Origin of the sequence: Peribacillus glennii (assembly GCF_003429105.1) — a bacterium.
GTDB lineage: Bacteria > Bacillota > Bacilli > Bacillales > DSM-1321 > Peribacillus > Peribacillus glennii.
The window spans coordinates 126,237-144,545 of the sequence record NZ_QVTD01000010.1 but is presented as its reverse complement, the minus strand read 5'-3'; the positions used below and the strand labels follow the sequence as shown (position 1 = coordinate 144,545).

Genomic DNA, 18,309 nt, shown 5'->3' with positions numbered 1-18,309 from the left:
ACCGGGAGTTTGCCGGTTTAAGGGCTTATCTCCTTACTCCCGGGAGAAATATGCAAAGTTTCTTTTTTCTTTAATTGGCTGGTCAGGTAAACACCGATAAAAACCAAAATGCCGCCAAGAATCTGTACAAGTGTAATACTATTTCCTAATAGCAGGCTGAGGATTGCGGTAAATACCGCGATTAAATTAAGGAAAATCCCCGCCCGGCTGGGACCGATTTGGCGTAATGCCACATTCCAGAAAACAAAGGAACCGACTGATGGAAAAATCCCGATATATAACATTCCGGCTATAGCCTGCCTGCTCTCAGGAAATTCCAGACCCGAAGAAAGGACAAAAGGAAGCAGCATCAATAACCCAAGCATTACGGAAACTGCAGTCGCAGAAATTGGCGGTGCCTCCTTAATGGTCCTGCCTATGATGGAATAAAAAGTCCACACTAATATTGCCAGAAGCATCAGCAGATCCCCCCGGTTAAAATGCAGGTGGAAGATCTGTTCAAGATGTCCATGCGTCAAGACAAGAAGAACACCCAGTAGGGAAATGAGAAGGCCTGCACCATTCTTTAGTGAAATCCTTTCTTTCAGGAGCAAGGACGAAAAGAGGACAATGATGGCCGGATTGATAGAATTCACAAGTGATGCATTCATGGGAGTAGTAAAGCGCAGGGCTTCGTATAAAAGAAAATTGTACCCGGCAATCCCCAATACCGCCATGACGGAAAGAGTCTTCCACTGCTTCCATACTATCTTCCAATTAGGCCGTTCAATTATATGGGCGATAGGGAACAAAAGGAAGATGGCAATCAGCCACCGCAAAAATGTCATTTGCAGAGGGGCCATTTCTGCGACCACAAACTTTCCAAAAACATAATTGCCTGCCCAGAAAAGATTAGCCAGGATAAGGAATGTCAGCACATAATATTTTTTCATGTCGACGTGCGCCTCTCTTTAATTATCTGAAAATATTCTTAATATAATGTATTCACTCAATATACCAAACAGGTAAAATGTTGGCAAACTGACCAAAGACTTAAATATGTAACAAAAACTAAGAGCCTGCATCTATATTAACGGCAAGCAATACTATATAAGTTTTTTGATCAATCTCAGCATTTGACAAATATCTTTTGGCTCATTCATATGAATTTGGATTTCACATATCTTTCATAAAAGGATGAATCCAATTGCATAGGCTAGAGAGAAAGCTCGATTTCTATTCGTCCTATGTAGTTGGGAATAAATGAGCAAAACATCTACAATATTATTTATCATACGTATCAGTTCACTTATATAGCAGAAGAGCAGGTTGACAGGAAACCATAAGGTTTCATATAATACAAAAAGGAAACCAAATGGTTACATATAAAAATTCATAGTGGAGGAATGCTACATGCCAGTCCAGGATATACAAAAAACAACAGTATTTCATGCACCAATTCACAAAGTGTGGGAAGCAGTGGCTACAGCGGAAGGAATTGCTGCATGGTTTATGCCAAACGATTTCGAACAAGAACTTGGCCATGAATTTACAATACAATCACCTTTTGGACCTACTCCATGTAAGGTGTTGGAACTTGAACCGCCAAACCGCCTGGTATTTTCCTGGGGAGATTTTGGATGGGTCGTATCATTTAACCTGAAAGAGGTAAATGGTGAAACTGAATTTACGATGATCCATTCGGGCTGGGGAGAGCCTGACGAGGTCATTCCTCAATCGCAGCAAAAACATTCAGTGGTGCGCGGCATCATGGATAATGGCTGGGGGCCGCTTGTTAATGATAAACTGCGTAAAGTGGTTGAGGGGTAATGTCGGCTGCGCCAAAGCATGATGTTTTTCAGGCGGTTGCCGATCCTACAAGGCGTCAAATCCTCAAGCTTCTTGCTGAAAAGCAAATGCCAGTTACCATGATAAGCAGCCAATTCCCGATAAGCAGGACTGCCATTTCCAAGCATCTGCGCATTCTTTCGGAATCCCAACTTGTCAGCGTGGACAAAGTGGGGAGGGAGAAGCGCTATAAGCTTCATCCGGAAACGCTCTTGGAACTGAAGGATTGGCTTTCCTATTTCGAACAATTTTGGGATAACAAGATTTCGATGCTTAAACATTTAGTGGAAAATGAAGGAACAAGCGATAAATAGAAAAAAGGTCTGCCGCCCCCATTAGGGGGCGGTTTTTCTTGTGGCCAAAAAATGGTTCAGCTTTTCTTAAGAAACTATTAAGAATTTACCCCAGGGAATGTTAAGATTTTCAGGCTAGAATAAAGCTAATCCCAAATTTAGGCACATGATATAATTTCGAAAGGAGAGTGAGAATATGGGCCCATTTAATGTGCTGGTCGTGGATGATGAAAAGGAGATCCGCGACGCGATTGAAATATATTTGAAGAATGAAGGCATTACCGTCATTAAAGCATGTGACGGCATCGAAGCCCTGGAAAAACTGGGAGAAAATACGGTGCACCTGATCATACTGGATGTGATGATGCCAAGGCTGGACGGGATTTCGGCGACATTTAAAATTCGCGAACAAAAAAATATCCCGATCATCATTTTAAGCGCAAAAAGTGAAGACACGGATAAGATTCTTGGCCTCCAGGTCGGTGCGGATGATTATGTTACAAAGCCGTTCAACCCCTTAGAGCTGATTGCCCGGGTAAAATCACAGCTCAGGCGTTATGTGACACTCGGTACATATGAAGGCAAGAACACACAAATTAACCTAAACGGCCTAACCCTCGACAAAGAAGCCAAGGAAGTGGCGATCCATGGAGAGGCTGTCAAGCTGACCCCCATTGAGTATAAAATTGTCGAACTGCTTATGTCGCATGCAGGAAGAGTATTCTCAATCAGTGAAATTTATGAACGGGTTTGGAAGGAACCTTGCTATAACGCGGAAAATACGGTGGCTGTCCATATCCGTAAAATCCGGGAAAAAATCGAAATCGACCCGAAAAATCCAAGGTATTTAAAGGTGGTATGGGGAATTGGATACAAAATGGAAAAGTAGAATCATAGGGGCTGTTTGGGTTGTTTTATTTACGGCAGGAATTTGCGGTTTGCTGACCCTTCTCTCGCAGGGCAGCCAATTTATAGGCAAGGATTTTTTTCAGTCGGATGAGTTTGATGTAGAAATGAACCAGTTCATTGACCTTCTAAGCCTTTATGAACTGCATGATCTGACAAAGCAAGAGCTCAGGGAAGGCATTACAGTATCACAGGAAGAAATTGAGGAGCACCGCAACCGTTATGGAAGCCTGGCTGAGCAAGTTGCGAACATTGATGGACAATATGAATCGATGATCCAGGATGCGCTCACGGCAGGAAATAAAGAAGTGGCTAATCTATATAAAGAAGAAAGAGATAAAAAAATTGAAGATATCACGAATAACTTTAAAAATGATGAGCATGTACGCAAAAAAGTGATTGAAGAGAAGAAAAAGAATATTGATGAATTTTTCCGGGAAAGGGATAAATACAATGCCGAGTTTGAGGGATATAAGGCGTCATTCAAATATTATCTGCAAAATACGAAAACAGGGGAAGAATTTACTAATCTGAATGGTGTGGATGCAGAGTCAGCAAACAAGGTAATGAATAATAAAGAAATGCTATTCATTAAAAAATACTCCCAATCTCAAGGTTATCTTTCAACTCAAGGGCGTTACCCGTATATGAGGCTACCTGATGATGTTGTCCAACAATTAAACTTTAGCGGTGGACAGACATTTGAAGGGACCATCGCTGTGCCAAAATCATTGTCCAATGAAAAACAGATTATGTTCCGATTCCAGGACTATGAAAAGAGAAAAAAATTTTCCTATGTATTCTCATGTGTTGGCGTCCTTGCTTTATTGGCAAGTTTATTGATGTATAGAAAAACACAGCCATTCCGTTTGGTCTCATCCTTAAATTGGGGAGGGCATTACGGGCGGATTCCCTTAGACGTGAGAATCGTTGCCTTTATACTAGGCTTGATATTCACATCACTATCATTGGGTTTTATATCCAATGTTTCCTATTATGAATCCACGAATTCATTTATCGATATATTTTTCGCATTATTATTGGCAAGCGTCCTATTGACCGCGACTATTATACAGGGAACCTTGCTGTTTCCAGTATTTAAAACCGGCGGGCTGTCGAAAGAAGAGCTGCGGGGCAGCCTCGTTTATAAAACCTACCGTGTCTTTGCCCAATCCTTTTTAAATAAAAGTGTTGCCGTGCAAATGTGCATTCTATTGATTGTCATTTTTGCTTCTGGATTTGGTGTCGGGTTTCTCGTTTATAATGAGCATTTAATCGTTGTCTATATGATTCTGTTTGTGGTCGTCACCGTTCCTTGTCTTTTTTTCCTGATTAACCGCCTGGCGTATTTTAATACGATCATCCATAATTCCAGCGAACTGGCTCAGGGGAATTTCGAGCCTGACCTTCCTGTGAAAGGGAGTTCTGTGTTTGCCAGGCTTGCGGGCAACATCAACAAGATCAAGCACGGGGTAAAATCCTCCCAAAAAGCCCAGGCTAAAAGCGAGCGCTTGAAAACGGAGCTGATCACCAATGTCAGCCATGACCTTAGAACACCATTAACATCAATCATCTCATACACAGAACTGTTAAAAACGCCTGATTTAACAGAGGAAGACCGGGATGCCTATGTCCAGATCATTGATCGAAAATCAAAGCGGTTGAAGATATTAATTGAGGATTTATTTGAAGCTTCCAAAATGGCGAGCGGCAATGTTGAGCTTTCGAAAACAAAATCGGATATCGTCCAGCTTCTGCAGCAAGCTTTGGCTGAATACGACGAAACAATCAAAGAATCCACGCTTCAATTCAGGGTTTCCACTCCCGATAAGCCTGTGTACTCATTCGTGGACGGGCAAAAGGTATGGAGGGTTTTTGACAACCTCATCGGCAACATACTTAAATATTCGATGGAATATACAAGGGTTTATATTAATCTGGAGCATGAAAACCGCTATGTGAAAATCACGTTTAAAAATGTGACCAAGTATGAGCTCGGCGGAAATATTGACGAGCTGATGGAACGCTTTAAACGGGGGGACACATCCCGGCATACGGATGGTTCAGGGCTCGGGCTTGCAATTGCCAAATCGATTGTAGACCTTCATGAAGGAAACATGGATGTGGAAGTGGATGGGGATCTGTTTAAAGTGACCGTTGAATTGGAATCAATGTAACCGTAAAAAAGATGGCCCCGCTAAAAATATGGGCCATCTTATCACTGTATACGGCATCATTGTGCGATATCCTGAATCTCATCTGATAAATAAATTGTTTTCCCTTTTTTGCCGCTCTGTGCCGCCCGATACATGGCCAAAGCAACAGTCGCGGCCTGAATCGCTTTGTACTTTTTCAAGGGGCCTACCAACAAAAAGGACAGAAGGGGAAAAAGGAATCCTGCTGCCGATTCTCCCGCACGGAATTCCTTTCTGTTTCCTAACAGAAGGGATGGCCTGAAAATATGCAGGGATTGGAAACCAACTTTACTTAATTCTTGCTCCAGCATACCTTTCATTCTTGAATAAGCAACCAAAGCGTCTGGATCAGCACCCATTGAACTAATGACCAGGAATTTGCTGGCCCCGTTTTCAAAGGACAGTTTAGCGGCCGCCAAGGGATAACCTACATCAACCTTTGTCATTTCTTCTTTTGTCCCGGCTTTTTTAATGGTAGTGCCTAAACAACAGAATACATCATCAGCGATAAAATACTCGCTGTAATGATCAAGGTGATTAAAATCGACGGTCTTTTCCTCCAATTTTGGATGCTGGATGCCCAGTGGCTTGCGCACAATGGCAGTTATTTTCCGATAAGCCCCTTCATTCAGGAGAATTTGAAGCAGCTCTGAACCAACAAGGCCGCTGGCTCCGACGATTAAGGCTGATTTTTCTTTCAATTCATGACTCCCCTTCTTTTAGCCGGATAATAGGGATCTTGGCCACACTGGCACATAGGGCTCTATTTTTGCTGGGTCCGTTCTTTACCGGCTTCCGTTACAGAAAAATCCCGCACCATTTTTTTGATTTTTTCCGGCTTACGAAAGCGTAAAGCCGACCAATCTTCATCGATGGCAACCTGCCTGACCGGCTCGTAGCCTTCCTCCGCGAGTAAGCGGGCAACAGTTTCCCGGCTGCAGTCAGAACCTTTATAGGCCTTTGAAGATTTCTTTGGGTAGCAGAGCCACAACAAACCATCATCCACTAGCGCTTTTGCGCCTTCACGCGCGAAAGCTTGCAGCTTTTCATTTGATGTTCCAAAAACCTGTACAAAATCGTATGCTTCATTTTTTTTCTCTTTATGTACTTCTCCGGTGAAGCAAGCGATTACTTCCTCATAGGCTTTTGGGGCATTCAGGATTAGAACGGGCTGGCCTTGGTCTTTGATTTGGAGCTTTCTGATAACAGGTAAGATTTCAGACATTTAAAAGGGTCCCCTCTTTGTCAATTTTTCCGATTTAATAGAAAAGCGCTTTCTGTTTGTTTTAACTATATGAAAGGCTGCAAGTAGTGTCAAACCTCTTTCCCATGCACTTAGCACTTAGTGGCGGAAGGGTATGCCCAAAGCTAGCCGAGGAGCCGCTTTAAGGTGCTGCTTATGGAACAGCCGCTGGAGTCTTTGCTGCATAAAAGTACAGCTGCTGAAGTGGAGCCCATTCACCTGTTCAGAAAACCAGTCACCCCTGTGATTTCAGATACGGGGATAGCGATTATCATCATTTCCCGATGAAGAGCCGGAAAAGGTGCCTGTTGGATTCGCTGGAGGGGCCCTATCCAAGACTGTTAATGTATGGGGATTCACAGGAAGATATCGACCTGCGTACTGAATTAGCTCTTTACTTATTTCAGGCAAGAGGGGTTTCGTGCTCTCCCGGCCAGATTGAGATATGTGGCGGAACCCAGCAAGCCATCTGTTACTTCGCTTAAAGTCAGGAAATACAGATTTAGCAGAAAGGGCATATAGATTCGGAGTAAAGGTGTACCAAACATCAAAGTACTGGCTGAATAAAGACGGCCGTTCTTCTTCTGTCTATCAAGCAGGGGTTTGGGGGTTGGAAGGAAAAAGAAATCGATGAAGGGATACAGCTTTTGAAAAAAGCATGGTTTGATTAATTTTAGAATAATTTTGTTAAGACGCTAAATATAGCAACATAGCTTAAAGCTATTCGTTATGTAAGCGTTTTTATTTTTTCAGAATAGAAAAAGTTATTTACATATTCAGAAAATTTGTGATAGGATAACAAAAAAAGAAAGAATGGGGCACTGAAAATGGTAAAAACAGCGGGTGTACAAGCAGGCATTATTACTATTATTAACACGTAAAGGACTGGAACATACCATCCATTGAGAGGTAATGTTTGAGTCCAATTCGTTTTTTATAAAAACGGCGCTCAAACAAATGCAGCGCCCATCCGTTAAGGAAGGGTTTTTTATTTGCAGTAAAAAAAACAACTGTGACTTACAGAGAGGTGTAAACGAACATGAAAAAAGAATATGTTGTCGATCGAATGCATAAAGCATCAACAGGAATTGCAAATGCCGTTTTGGTTACATTGGGACTTGGGATTTTGTTTGAGACTATTGGAAAATTTATCGGATGGGAAGCTTTCATTGGAATTGGGTCAGCGGCAAAGGTATTGTTGGCTCCAGCAATTGGGGCAGGTATTGCCTATCAGCTGGGTGGAAATACCTTGGTCATCTTTAGTGCAATGGCTTCCGCGGCAGTTGGAGGTGCAGCGATTCATCCGACAGCCGAGGGATTGTTTACGATTGTACCTGGACAGCCAATCAGTGCGGTGCTCGCTGCCGCTGTTGCAACATATGTAGGAAAGCGGATCACTGGAAAAACAATTCTTGATATGATGGCGATTCCCTTCGGTGCCATATTGGCAGGGGGAGTTGCAGGAATTGGCTTAGCGGCTGTAACGACACCTTTGCTTCAATGGTTGAGTGGACAAATCACTTCGTCCGTACAAGGTTCTCCTGTAATTGCTTCCATGGTTATCGCATTGGTTTGGAGCATCCTTTTGATGAGTCCCGCATCATCTGCAGCACTTGCCATTGCTTTACAAATGGACCCTGTTTCAAGCGGGGCTGCGCTAATAGGATGTACCGTCCAATTTGTGGGTTTTACAGCGATGTCGCTTCGGCAGAATGATCTGGGAGGTTTCCTGGCCCAGGTTGCGATTACACCAAAGGTTCAGTTCCCGAACCTGGTAAAAAATCCACGACTGGTTATCCCTCCGTTTGTGGCGGCCATCATCTGTGCCCCGATTGCGACGGTCGGGTTTGACTTCCAGGTATCATATGAACTGGCTGGGCTTGGTTTGAATTCCTTCATTGCCCCTATTAGCATCTTGGGGACACAAGGCATAACTGGATTCTTGCTTTATATTGCGGTGGGAGTTATCCTTCCGATTGCAATCACGCTGGGACTTTACCAGGTTATTAAAATGGTAGGCTGGGCTAAAACAGGCGACCTCCACATGGAAGTACAATAGATAGAGACGAAAGAGCACATCTTACCGGTTGTGCTCTTTCTTTTTTTTGCCTTGGCTGTTAACTTTTGTGTTGCTGTTGAACATGGTTATAATGGTAACAACACGTAAACGAATAAGAGGCAGATAGTATCTGGCGGATAGGAAGTAAATCATGGATAACGAAATAAATGTAAAAATAAAACAAAAACATGCAGGGAAAATAAATAAGGGTTTTCCACTAATCAGCAAGGAAATCTTACTGAATGAAAATCAACTCCCAGAGGAAGGTTCCATCATCAAGCTTGTAGACGAGAAGAACCGTTTTATTGCCAAAGGCTATTATGGAAGGCAAAACAAAGGCTTCGGCTGGGTGTTGACGCGTAAAGAAAACGAGCGAATCGACCAGGAATTTTTTAATCGGAAAATGAAGAGCGCATATACTTACAGGCAGAACTTTTTCCATGATCAGGATACGACTGCTTTCCGTTTTTTTAATGGGGAAGGGGACGGGATCGGTGGCCTGATTATTGATTATTATGACGGATATTATGTAATTAGCTGGTATAGCAAGGGTATATATGAATTGAAGAATTATATCATAGCTGCATTGCTAAACACTGTAGAGGCAAAAGCCGTTTACCAAAAGAAACGCTTTGATATGAAGGGACAGTACATCGAGGAAGATGATTTTGTGTTGGGACAAGAGCCGGCCTTTCCGCTTATTGTGAAAGAGAATGGCGTAAATTTCGCTGTGTATTTGAACGAAGGGGCAATGGTCGGCGTGTTTCTTGACCAGCGGGAGGTCAGGAAGGCAATACGGGACCGGTATGCGAAAGGAAAGAGAGTGTTAAATATGTTCTCCTACACCGGGGCATTTTCAGTTTTTGCCGCATTAGGGGGGGCCGAGAAAACGACAAGTGTGGATCTTGCCAACCGCAGCCGCCCAAAAACGGAGGAGCAATTCCGTATTAATGGATTAAATCCCGAAGCTCAGGATATTATTGTCGAGGATGTCTTTAAGTACTTTAAATATGCAGTGAAAAAGCAATTAACCTTTGATCTGGTGATACTCGACCCTCCTAGTTTTGCGAAGTCAAAGAAATTCACTTTCAGTGCGGCGAAGGATTATAAAAATTTATTGATAGACAGCATCGCTATCACGGAAGACAATGGCGTCATAGTAGCTTCCACGAATAGCAGTTCTTTTGACATGAAAAAATTCAAAGGTTTCATCGAGGCGGCGTTTAAAGAAAGCGGTGAGAAATACAAAATTTTAGAGGAATTTTCCCTTCCGATGGACTTCAAGACCAGTAAGGATTTTCTAGAAGGAGACTATTTAAAAGTAGTCTTCATCAGGAAGTTAAAGGGATAACTCCCCTTCAAAAAGTGAAAAACGTATCGTTTCACGTGGAACAGAATGTTTTCCTTTTGTAAAAATAACCCAAATTAGTTTTCATTTAATTAGTTAATTCCGTTGTACTTCATGATTGACATGTACTTTGTACTTCAGTGGACACATAAGAGAAATCATAATACTCTAATCTTAAAGAAACCAGATCTATTTGTTTTATTAATAGGGAACATGTGAGTGTATGGAGAGATGTAGATGGATAATGCACCGAAAACGTATGATGTGATAGAGGTTTGTATGCTTGCGGGTAAAATCATGATGGAAAGCGGCGCGGAAACGTACCGGGTTGAAGATACGATGTCCCGTATTGCTTCTTCCTTTGGGATCCATAACTCTCATAGTTTCGTTACCCCGACAGGGATTATTTTTTCCATTGACGGGGATGACCCGAGTAAGCTTTACCGGATATCTAAACGATCGACGGATTTGAAAAAAGTAACGGAAGTAAACAGCATTTCGCGGAAAATAAGCAGCGGTGATTTAACGGTCAAGGATGCCCTTCTTGAATTAAGGAAGATAGAGAAAGAATCTGTCGCTTACCCGATATGGCTGCAGATCTTTGCTGCCTTCATCTCCAGCGGCTGTTTTTTGATTATGTTCCAGGGGCAGTGGCACGACTTTATTCCGGCTTGCGTAGCGGGTGGACTGGGTTTTTCTTGTCTCCTTTATTTACATCAGCTGTTGGAAATAAAGTTTTTTGCGGAGTTTCTTTCTTCCTTGCTGATTGGTTTGGCCGCTATGCTGTTTGTTAACATCGGGATAGGCTACGAAATAGATAAAATAATCATTGGGGCAGTAATGCCGCTTGTGCCTGGCCTTTTGATTACGAACGCAGTGCGCGATTTAATAGCAGGACATCTTGTCTCGGGAATATCGAAAGGGGCGGAAGCATTCCTTACAGCATTTGCCATTGGAACGGGGATTGCCGTGGTTTTTTCATTTTAATCATACAGCGAGGTAGGAAATGATCGCACAGCTTTTTACTAGTTTTATTGCATCAGCAGCATTTGGAATTCTCTTTAATGTTCCTAAACAGTCTTTAGTTCAGTGCGGATTTGTTGGAATGGCCGGCTGGCTGTTATATTGTTGGTTCGTTTGGCAATCGGTTGACAGCATTATTGCCACCCTTGCTGCCGCATTCCTGGTGGCTTTAATCAGCCAATTGTTTGCGAAAATGTATAAAACGCCGATTATCATTTTTAGCGTATCAGGCATCATCCCACTGGTACCTGGTGGATTGGCGTACGACGCGATGAGACGATTTGTAAGCAATGATTACAGTATGGCCGTCGAGCTGGCCGCAAAGGCATTAATGCTATCAGGAGCTATTGCTATGGGATTGATTTTTTCAGAAGTCATGAATCAAATATCCAAGAAATATGGCAAGATTAAATGAGGGCGGGGAGTATTTCCAGCCTTTTTTGTTTATAGAAAAACATCATCCTATTTGTAAAAGTGCAATTACTAATCTCTTTTTTGTCCTTTCAAAGGTCAGAGGTTTCCTTAAAAATCATCTTTTTCACTATAATAACTATAAAAAAACAGTAGTTATCTGAATATTGTGTTAATATTAATGTAAGCGTTTTCTGTAAGGAGGGCATTGTTTTTGAGTTTACCTGAACTAAAGATAAACGGTCCGTTTTATACTGACTCTGACTTTGAAACCACGGAACTGGCTCCGAGCTATCGAATTGATTTGAGAAACCCGACTAACGAGCACCTGGATCAGTTCATCAGTGCGAACCTGGTATCAGATTGGTCGCAATTAACGTGGAAGGAGGTTGGAAAGCCTTATGAAGTGAAAACAGTCGCAAAGTCAAAGCTTGACTGGGAGAGGGACCATGGGGAGATGTCTGTAAAAACCTCCTGGGAGTTTTTTAACAAATCGTTTCATGAATGGTTTATAAAAGATGTCCCGGAAGAGCTTTCCAAGGCTAAACAAGAATTAAAAGGATATCTTGCACGATTTAAAATTAGCGACGTAAAAAAGGCGCTTGGGGAAACAGTTCGTCTTTCTTTATGGAATTACGCACATCGGGTGGAAGATGGCATTTGGGACCCTCGCGGAAAGAGGGCGCTGTTTGAAGGGCTGGATGTAAGGAAGCCGCGCATTCTTTTCCTGGGTGCGGCTGAAGGCTATGAAGCGATGCAGCTGTATGCCATGTATCCGGAGGGAGAAATCGTGATGGTGGACTATGACGATTTTTGCCGTACGGACCGTTTCGGCCACTTTCCAGACAGCTATCCCTTCCTTGGTGTGAATCCGGTTTCGGGCCACCCAAAGGTTTGGCATAAGAACGAAATGAACGTCCATTATGTGGTGGATGACATTCGCAACCTGCCATTTGGCAAAGAGTTTGACATTGTGCTGAGTGTGGGTTTGCTGGAGCATTTTCCGGATGATTTCAAGCAGGAAGCAATGAATTGGCATCGCAAGTTTTTAAAGCCGGGCGGCTATGCGATCATGACGACGCCGCGCCTGCAGCTGAAATCAAAACTGTTTTATATGATCATGGCAGATGTAATGAACCATACGTACAGGGAACTAATGGACGTAAGGCAAATGGGGCTTTATGTATATGAAGGAGGATTTGATATTCTCCGGCATGGATACATCAAGGTTCATAACGGCATTGTGGCCCAACCCCGGTGAAGCAGGATTTGGAGTAAAAAGAAAAGGCCGCAGCCTCCCATTAAAGGCTGCGGTCACTTTCCGGATTTTCTATCATCCGATTTATTAGCTTACAGGTCCCTTTATTCCGGTATTAGCCTTAACAAGGATTTCATCGAATTTCTTGGCATCTGCTTTCTTGCTCGAAACCAAAGTACCCACAATAGCTGCGAGGAAACCGAGCGGTATCGAGATGATACCTGGGTTTGTCAGTGAAATGAGTGGATCGCCGACTAAAATGGCAACTCCCTTTTCCGGATTCCATACGTTAGGACTGATTGCTACAAGAAATAGGGCGCTGAAAAGGCCGACCAGCATTCCGGAGATGGCTCCTGTCGTATTAAAACGTTTCCAAAATATCGTCAGCATGATGATTGGCAGGTTGGCACTGGCTGCTACGGCAAACGCAAGGGCCACCAGGAAGGCAACGTTCATGGTTTGTGCAAATAACGCCAGGATGATGGAAAGGACCGAAACGCCAATTGAAGCCCATCTCGCAGCGACAACCTGCTCTTTTTCCGTTGCCTGTCCACGGCGTAAAATATGGCTGTAAAAATCATGCGCAAACGCGGATGCGGCTGAAAGAACAAGTCCTGCAACCACTGCAAGGATTGTTGCGAAGGCGACTGCAGAGACAAAGGCAAACAGGAAATCCCCGCCAAGTGCCTGGGCTAGCAATGGTGCGGCCATATTACCGGCAGCGTTTGCTTCGACTATTTTGTCATATCCTACAAATGCGGCTGCCCCAAAGCCTAAAAAGATGGTCATGATATAGAAAAAGGCAAGAATCCAAGTTGCATAAACAACAGATTTTCGGGCTGTGATCGCGTCCTTAACGGTAAAGAAACGGATCAGGATATGCGGAAGCCCTGCTGTTCCCAGGACCAGCGCAAGGTTAAGGGATATTGTATCAAGCGGATCCTTGAATTTATTGCCGGGATTCAGGAAATCCCCGCCCAAAGGCGTTGCGGTTTTCATTTCATTGAACATCTGGGTGACGCTGAAATCGAATTTCGAAAATACGATGATTGATATGATGAATGTCCCGCCCATAAGCAGGACGGCTTTGACAATCTGGACCCAGCTCGTGGCCATCATGCCTCCGAAAACTACATATAATGTCATCAAGACTCCTACGATTAATACGGAATAAACATAATCAATCCCTAATAATAATTTAATGAGTGCACCTGCACCTACGAGTTGCGCAATCATATAGAAAGTGGAAATCGTTATTGTGTTTAATGCTGCGACCCCGCGAACTTTTTTCTCATCGAAACGGGCGGCAATCATATCAGCCAGTGTATACTTCCCTAAATTCCTCAATGGCTCTGCTACGATAAATAAAACGACAAGGTATGCTACCAGAAAGCCGATGCTGTAGAAAAAACCATCGAATCCTGAAAGCGCTACCATACCGGCGATGCCTAAAAAGGACGCGGCGGACATATAATCACCCGCGATGGCAAGGCCATTTTGCCAGCCGGTCAGGCTTCCATCGGCCGTATAGAAATCGCTTGCTGTTTTGGTGCGTTTTGAAGCGAAATATGTAATGATGAGTGTTATTGCCACAATTGCGACAAATAAAGAAAATGCTAACATATTCATCTGGTGGTCCCCCTTACCTTCCGGCTTCTTTCGTAATTCGATCTACGATTTCATCAAATTTTCTGGCTTTTCGGGTATAAATCATACATAAAGATACGGTCATTACAAACTGGGCAAATGCGAAAATCCAGGCCCAACTTATCGCCCCGATAGCAGGTTGGTTAAGGACGGTGGTGTAGGCTGTCATGACGGGAAGAGTGAAATAAAATACCATAAAGAAGATGGACATAGGAATAATAAAGTTCTTTTTTTGCTGCATCAGTTCTTTAAAGGATGATGACTGGACAACCTTGTCGTAATCTACAGCTGAGGCTTCCGATTTGTTCTTTGCTGCTGTTTCATGCAATGCCAATATAATTCCCCCTTTTGTTTTTTTTTGGACGAATGCCCTATGGTTTAAGACAACCGTTCCATACAACCTACATTATATTATTTTCAGAAAAAAAAGTAAATTCAGAAATAGTGGCACGATTCAACATGAGAGATATGCACCACCCAATAGCAAAAGAACAGGTTTAAACCATCATCAGGCTGGGTATAAACACTTAGCTTGAATAGGGTATCCAAGCAACTGTACGGAGCCGGAGAGCAGAATAGACAGGGATTTACTAAAGTGGGCTACAATTGTATAATTATTTAGAATATACATATTAAAAAAATGGGGGTTTATCTATGAAAAAACTGCGCTATTTTAGTTTGTTTTTCATTCTGCTTCTTTCTTTAGCGGCTTTAGCCGGCTGCGGCAGTTCAGAAGAAAAGGCAGGCGGGGATGATAATAAAGAAAAAGTTTATAAAGTGGGGATCGATACAACCTACCCGCCATTCGAATTTGAAGAAAGCGGGGAATATAAAGGGATCGATATTGACATCATCAACGAAATCGCAAAAAGCCAGGGGTTTAAGATCGAGTTGAACCCGATGGATTTCGGGGGCATCATCCCTGCCATGCAGGCTAAGGAGCTGGATGTTGCAATTGCTGGGATGAGCATTACTGATGAACGGAAAAAAGTGGTTGACTTCTCAGATCCATATTTCGATGCCGGGCTTACACTGGTAGTAAAAAAAGGAACAACTGATATTAAGAGCCTGGATGATTTGAAGGGCAAGAAGGTTGCGGTAAAAAAGGGCACAACGGGCGCGAAATTTGCAACGGAAAATGCTGCTGATAAAGGGTATAAAGTCGTCCAGTTCAATGACAGCCCAGCCATGTTCCAGGAAGTTGCGAATGGAAATGCCGATGTGCTTCTTGAGGATTATCCGGTTATCGCATATGCGATTGCGCAAAAGGACCTTGGACTGGAGATTGCAGGCGACCGTTTGAACGGGGACCAATATGGGATCGCTGTCTTAAAAGGTGAAAACCAGGACCTTCTTGAAAAGATCAACAAAGGGTTAAAAGAATTGAAGGATAGCGGCAAGTATGATGAAATTCTTAAAACATATTTAGGTGAATAATAGCTTTTCCCAGAGGGTGCGCTTTGGCAGCGTACCTTCTTTTTGAAAGGAGAGAATTCAGGTGGATGTAATAAGCGCAGCCCTGCCTTATCTGTTGGAAGGGCTTAAAGTTACATTATATATTTTTGTTATTGCAATCATTCTTGGGTTTTTAATAGGGTTGGTAGTTGCTTTATTGAGGCTCGCTCCGATAAAACCGTTAAATTGGATAGCGATTGCATTCATTGATGCCATTCGCGGCACACCATTTCTTGTGCAATTGTTCTTTATTTATTTCGGCCTTAATTCCCTGCCGTTTATCTCTTTAAACAGTACAACCGCAGGTATTGTAACAGTTGCAATCAATGCGGGAGCCTACTTTGCCGAAATTATCCGCGCAGGGATCCAGTCCATTGATAAGGGACAGACGGAAGCGGCCAGGTCTCTGGGATTGACCGGTTTCCAAAATATGTACTATATTGTATTGCCCCAGGCTTTCCGCAGGATGCTGCCTACGATCACAAACCAATCGATCATTAGCTTAAAGGATACATCGCTTTTGTCAGTCATTGGGATTGCCGACCTTACGCAGCAGGGGGAAATCCAGGCATCCGCAACCTTTGAAGCCTTTAAAATTTGGCTAATCGTGGGGATTATTTATTTTATTATTATCTATTTGCTCACGCTCCTTGCGAATGTCCTTGAAAGGAGATTTGTACTTCGATGAGTATTATATCAGTGAAAAATTTAAAAAAATCGTTTGGAAGCAACGAAGTGCTTAAGAACATTAATGCCGAAATAAAAGAGCGCGAGGTTGTTTGCGTCATTGGGCCTTCAGGCTCAGGAAAAAGTACTTTTTTAAGATGCTTAAACCGCCTGGAGGAAATTACAGGCGGCCATGTGATGATTGACGGGAAGGATATAACCGATCCGAAGATCAATATAAATGAAGTAAGGCAAGAAGTCGGCATGGTGTTTCAGCAATTCAACCTTTTTCCGCATAAAACAGTATTGGAAAACATCACATTGGCGCCGATAAAAGTCCGCTCCGCTTCAAAAGAAGAAGCGCGGGAAAAGGCACATGAGCTTTTGAAAAAGGTGGGCCTGAGTGAAAAAGCAGAAAGCTATCCGGGAGAGCTTTCCGGAGGGCAAAAACAGCGGGTTGCCATTGCTAGGGCACTTGCCATGAACCCAAAGATCATGCTGTTTGACGAACCAACCTCGGCCTTGGATCCAGAAATGGTCGGCGATGTGCTTGAAGTTATGAAGCAGCTGGCCAAAGAGGGGATGACCATGGTAGTCGTCACGCACGAAATGGGATTTGCCCGCGAAGTAGGGGATAGGGTCATTTTTATGGACGGCGGCTACATCGTTGAGGAAAATGAACCGAATGCGCTATTCGGAAATCCACAGAATGAACGGACAAAGTTGTTTTTGAGCAAGGTTTTATAGGGACAAAAGGGGTGACTCCATTTTTCGGGTCGCTCCTTTTGTTCCTTTTTTATTTATCGTAGTCTAAGCAGGGATAAAGATCCTTTAATCAAAAAACAATATTACACATCAAGAGGCTGCCTATAAAAACTGGGATCATACTTGCCATGTTATTAATTCTGGCGATGGGTGCAGCCGATGCATTTCATACAGTAATATAAAATTTTCGTTTTAACTGGACAAGGCGGATTTAACCAAAAGTCCGCCTTGTTACATGGAAATGGCTATATTCTTGTTTCCGAGATGGCATCCCTGATCTTTTCCAGAGAATGATTGCCATTTTCTTTATTTTTGATCATGACATTTACATAGAGGGCATCAATCAGGCTTAATTGGCTTATCCTCGATGCCAAGGCTTCAGAGCGGTATTCCGTTTCCTCGGAGCTTGTAATCAGGGCAACATCCACTTTTTGGCTCAGCGGGGATTTGGGAAAGCTTGTGATTCCAATTGTTTTGGCACCGGTTTCACTGGCCTGGTTCAGAATCCGCATTGTATCCTTATTCGTGCCTGAGTGTGAAATCACAACAGCGACATCACCCGGTGTAAGCTGGGAAGCGGCCATTAGCTGAAAATGGGAATCTATGAATGCAAATGTCTGGATTCCTGTCCGTAAGAATTTATGATAAGCATCCATTGCAATCACCGAGGATCCGCCAGTGCCATAGAATTCTACCCTCTTTGCATATATGAGCATGGACACCGCTTTTTTTAGCGCTTCAGGATCAAGGATTTCCAGGGTGTTTTCCAATGATCGGCTGTTTGATTTGAAGATTTTTTCAGCAACTGTTTTCTCACTATCCTGTTCCGTAATTTGTTCATGGATTTGCTGGATCGGCGTCATGATCTCCGAGGCCAGTGCGATTTTCATGGCCTGATAGCCTTTAAACCCAATGCGTTTACAAAAGCGAAAAACAGTGGCATCCGCTACATGCAAGTCTTCTGCAACTTCATTAATGGTGCTGTGGATAATTGCTTCCGGGTTCTTAAGTATATAATCAGCAATCTTCTTTTCTTTTTCACTAAACCGGGCATAATAAGAACGAATTTTTCCTAGGCAGTTTTGTGTCATTAAAAAGATTCCTTTCGTTTTAGCTGAAAAAATTATATCATAAAGCGGTTGTGAAAAAATTTTTCTTCTAAAGGTTTAATTACAGAAAAAAATTTCATATAATAAAACAGTTGATGAAAAAA

The 18,309-nt window shown here is 42.9% G+C and carries 20 protein-coding genes; 14 read left to right on the top strand and 6 right to left on the bottom strand.

Features of this window, described 5'->3' with window-relative positions:
* Positions 1–17 precede the first annotated feature (17 nt).
* A complete protein-coding gene (locus D0466_RS14855) occupies positions 18–932 on the bottom strand; it encodes a DMT family transporter (RefSeq protein ID WP_117323344.1) in 915 nt (304 codons plus the stop codon).
* Positions 933–1,392: 460 nt separating this feature from the next.
* Here D0466_RS14855 and D0466_RS14850 point away from each other — a divergent pair, with 460 nt between their 5' ends.
* The 4 genes from D0466_RS14850 (at position 1,393) to D0466_RS14835 (ending at position 5,203) form a co-directional block, all read left to right on the top strand.
* Positions 1,393–1,809 (top strand): SRPBCC family protein, encoded by a 417-nt coding sequence (locus tag D0466_RS14850; protein WP_117323343.1) that lies wholly within the window; start codon positions 1,393–1,395, stop codon positions 1,807–1,809.
* Positions 1,809–2,141 carry an ArsR/SmtB family transcription factor gene (locus D0466_RS14845; RefSeq protein ID WP_117323342.1) on the top strand — a complete coding sequence of 111 codons (333 nt, stop codon included), beginning with the start codon at positions 1,809–1,811 and terminating at the stop codon, positions 2,139–2,141. Before D0466_RS14850 ends, D0466_RS14845 begins: the two co-directional genes overlap by 1 nt.
* Before the next feature lie 175 nt (positions 2,142–2,316).
* Positions 2,317–3,009, top strand: a complete 693-nt coding sequence (locus tag D0466_RS14840) for a response regulator transcription factor (RefSeq protein WP_117323341.1) — start codon at positions 2,317–2,319, stop codon at positions 3,007–3,009.
* Positions 2,987–5,203 carry a sensor histidine kinase gene (locus D0466_RS14835; protein ID WP_117323340.1) on the top strand — a complete coding sequence of 739 codons (2,217 nt, stop codon included), beginning with the start codon at positions 2,987–2,989 and terminating at the stop codon, positions 5,201–5,203. Before D0466_RS14840 ends, D0466_RS14835 begins: the two co-directional genes overlap by 23 nt.
* 56 nt (positions 5,204–5,259) lie before the next feature.
* On the opposite strand, the gene D0466_RS14830 is transcribed toward D0466_RS14835, so the two are convergent.
* Both D0466_RS14830 and D0466_RS14825 read right to left on the bottom strand, forming a co-directional pair.
* Entirely contained in the window at positions 5,260–5,922 is a 663-nt protein-coding gene (locus tag D0466_RS14830) for an NAD-dependent epimerase/dehydratase family protein (RefSeq protein ID WP_117323339.1), read from the bottom strand.
* Between the two features lie 62 nt (positions 5,923–5,984).
* The gene (locus tag D0466_RS14825; protein WP_117323338.1) at positions 5,985–6,446 is read right to left on the bottom strand and encodes a DUF3052 domain-containing protein; all 462 of its coding nucleotides are present in this window, start codon (positions 6,444–6,446) and stop codon (positions 5,985–5,987) included.
* A gap of 165 nt (positions 6,447–6,611) precedes the next feature.
* Between D0466_RS14825 and D0466_RS22250 the strand changes: the two genes are divergently transcribed.
* From D0466_RS22250 to D0466_RS14795, 7 genes are all read left to right on the top strand, one after another.
* Entirely contained in the window at positions 6,612–6,752 is a 141-nt protein-coding gene (locus D0466_RS22250) for a hypothetical protein (RefSeq protein ID WP_158555912.1), read from the top strand.
* Positions 6,749–6,949, top strand: coding sequence for a hypothetical protein (locus D0466_RS21925; protein WP_142919936.1), 201 nt, complete (start codon positions 6,749–6,751; stop codon positions 6,947–6,949). The genes D0466_RS22250 and D0466_RS21925 overlap by 4 nt, the downstream gene beginning before the upstream one ends.
* 554 nt (positions 6,950–7,503) lie before the next feature.
* Complete coding sequence (locus D0466_RS14815; RefSeq protein WP_117323336.1) at positions 7,504–8,523, top strand: PTS transporter subunit IIC; 1,020 nt, start codon at positions 7,504–7,506, stop codon at positions 8,521–8,523.
* 151 nt (positions 8,524–8,674) lie between these two features.
* Positions 8,675–9,874, top strand: a complete 1,200-nt coding sequence (locus tag D0466_RS14810) for a class I SAM-dependent rRNA methyltransferase (protein ID WP_117323335.1) — start codon at positions 8,675–8,677, stop codon at positions 9,872–9,874.
* A gap of 234 nt (positions 9,875–10,108) precedes the next feature.
* A complete protein-coding gene (locus tag D0466_RS14805) occupies positions 10,109–10,858 on the top strand; it encodes a threonine/serine exporter family protein (RefSeq protein ID WP_117323334.1) in 750 nt (249 codons plus the stop codon).
* A gap of 19 nt (positions 10,859–10,877) precedes the next feature.
* Positions 10,878–11,309, top strand: coding sequence for a threonine/serine exporter family protein (locus tag D0466_RS14800; RefSeq protein ID WP_117323333.1), 432 nt, complete (start codon positions 10,878–10,880; stop codon positions 11,307–11,309).
* 210 nt (positions 11,310–11,519) lie between these two features.
* Positions 11,520–12,566, top strand: coding sequence for a class I SAM-dependent methyltransferase (locus D0466_RS14795; protein ID WP_117323332.1), 1,047 nt, complete (start codon positions 11,520–11,522; stop codon positions 12,564–12,566).
* An 84-nt stretch (positions 12,567–12,650) separates the two neighbouring features.
* Here D0466_RS14795 and D0466_RS14790 read toward each other — a convergent pair whose 3' ends face one another.
* Complete coding sequence (locus tag D0466_RS14790; protein ID WP_117323331.1) at positions 12,651–14,192, bottom strand: solute symporter family protein; 1,542 nt, start codon at positions 14,190–14,192, stop codon at positions 12,651–12,653.
* A gap of 13 nt (positions 14,193–14,205) precedes the next feature.
* A complete protein-coding gene (locus D0466_RS14785) occupies positions 14,206–14,538 on the bottom strand; it encodes a DUF485 domain-containing protein (RefSeq protein ID WP_117323423.1) in 333 nt (110 codons plus the stop codon).
* 326 nt (positions 14,539–14,864) lie between these two features.
* On the opposite strand from D0466_RS14785, the gene D0466_RS14780 reads away from it, so the two are divergent.
* From D0466_RS14780 to D0466_RS14770, 3 genes are all read left to right on the top strand, one after another.
* Entirely contained in the window at positions 14,865–15,647 is a 783-nt protein-coding gene (locus D0466_RS14780) for a transporter substrate-binding domain-containing protein (RefSeq protein ID WP_199484567.1), read from the top strand.
* Positions 15,648–15,708: 61 nt separating this feature from the next.
* Positions 15,709–16,353, top strand: coding sequence for an amino acid ABC transporter permease (locus D0466_RS14775; RefSeq protein WP_117323330.1), 645 nt, complete (start codon positions 15,709–15,711; stop codon positions 16,351–16,353).
* Entirely contained in the window at positions 16,350–17,078 is a 729-nt protein-coding gene (locus tag D0466_RS14770) for an amino acid ABC transporter ATP-binding protein (RefSeq protein ID WP_117323329.1), read from the top strand. The genes D0466_RS14775 and D0466_RS14770 overlap by 4 nt, the downstream gene beginning before the upstream one ends.
* Positions 17,079–17,341: 263 nt before the next feature.
* Here the strand turns inward: D0466_RS14770 and D0466_RS14765 are convergent, their stop codons facing one another.
* Positions 17,342–18,187, bottom strand: a complete 846-nt coding sequence (locus D0466_RS14765; RefSeq protein WP_117323328.1) for a MurR/RpiR family transcriptional regulator — start codon at positions 18,185–18,187, stop codon at positions 17,342–17,344.
* Positions 18,188–18,309 lie beyond the last annotated feature (122 nt).

Coding starts and splice junctions, on each gene's coding strand:
- D0466_RS14855 (WP_117323344.1), bottom strand. CDS start 932: ATGAAAAAATATTATGTGCTGACATTCCTTATCCTGGCTAATCTTTTC.
- D0466_RS14850 (WP_117323343.1), top strand. CDS start 1,393: ATGCCAGTCCAGGATATACAAAAAACAACAGTATTTCATGCACCAATT.
- D0466_RS14845 (WP_117323342.1), top strand. CDS start 1,809: ATGTCGGCTGCGCCAAAGCATGATGTTTTTCAGGCGGTTGCCGATCCT.
- D0466_RS14840 (WP_117323341.1), top strand. CDS start 2,317: ATGGGCCCATTTAATGTGCTGGTCGTGGATGATGAAAAGGAGATCCGC.
- D0466_RS14825 (WP_117323338.1), bottom strand. CDS start 6,446: ATGTCTGAAATCTTACCTGTTATCAGAAAGCTCCAAATCAAAGACCAA.
- D0466_RS21925 (WP_142919936.1), top strand. CDS start 6,749: ATGAAGAGCCGGAAAAGGTGCCTGTTGGATTCGCTGGAGGGGCCCTAT.
- D0466_RS14815 (WP_117323336.1), top strand. CDS start 7,504: ATGAAAAAAGAATATGTTGTCGATCGAATGCATAAAGCATCAACAGGA.
- D0466_RS14810 (WP_117323335.1), top strand. CDS start 8,675: ATGGATAACGAAATAAATGTAAAAATAAAACAAAAACATGCAGGGAAA.
- D0466_RS14805 (WP_117323334.1), top strand. CDS start 10,109: ATGGATAATGCACCGAAAACGTATGATGTGATAGAGGTTTGTATGCTT.
- D0466_RS14800 (WP_117323333.1), top strand. CDS start 10,878: ATGATCGCACAGCTTTTTACTAGTTTTATTGCATCAGCAGCATTTGGA.
- D0466_RS14790 (WP_117323331.1), bottom strand. CDS start 14,192: ATGAATATGTTAGCATTTTCTTTATTTGTCGCAATTGTGGCAATAACA.
- D0466_RS14780 (WP_199484567.1), top strand. CDS start 14,865: ATGAAAAAACTGCGCTATTTTAGTTTGTTTTTCATTCTGCTTCTTTCT.
- D0466_RS14770 (WP_117323329.1), top strand. CDS start 16,350: ATGAGTATTATATCAGTGAAAAATTTAAAAAAATCGTTTGGAAGCAAC.
- D0466_RS14765 (WP_117323328.1), bottom strand. CDS start 18,187: ATGACACAAAACTGCCTAGGAAAAATTCGTTCTTATTATGCCCGGTTT.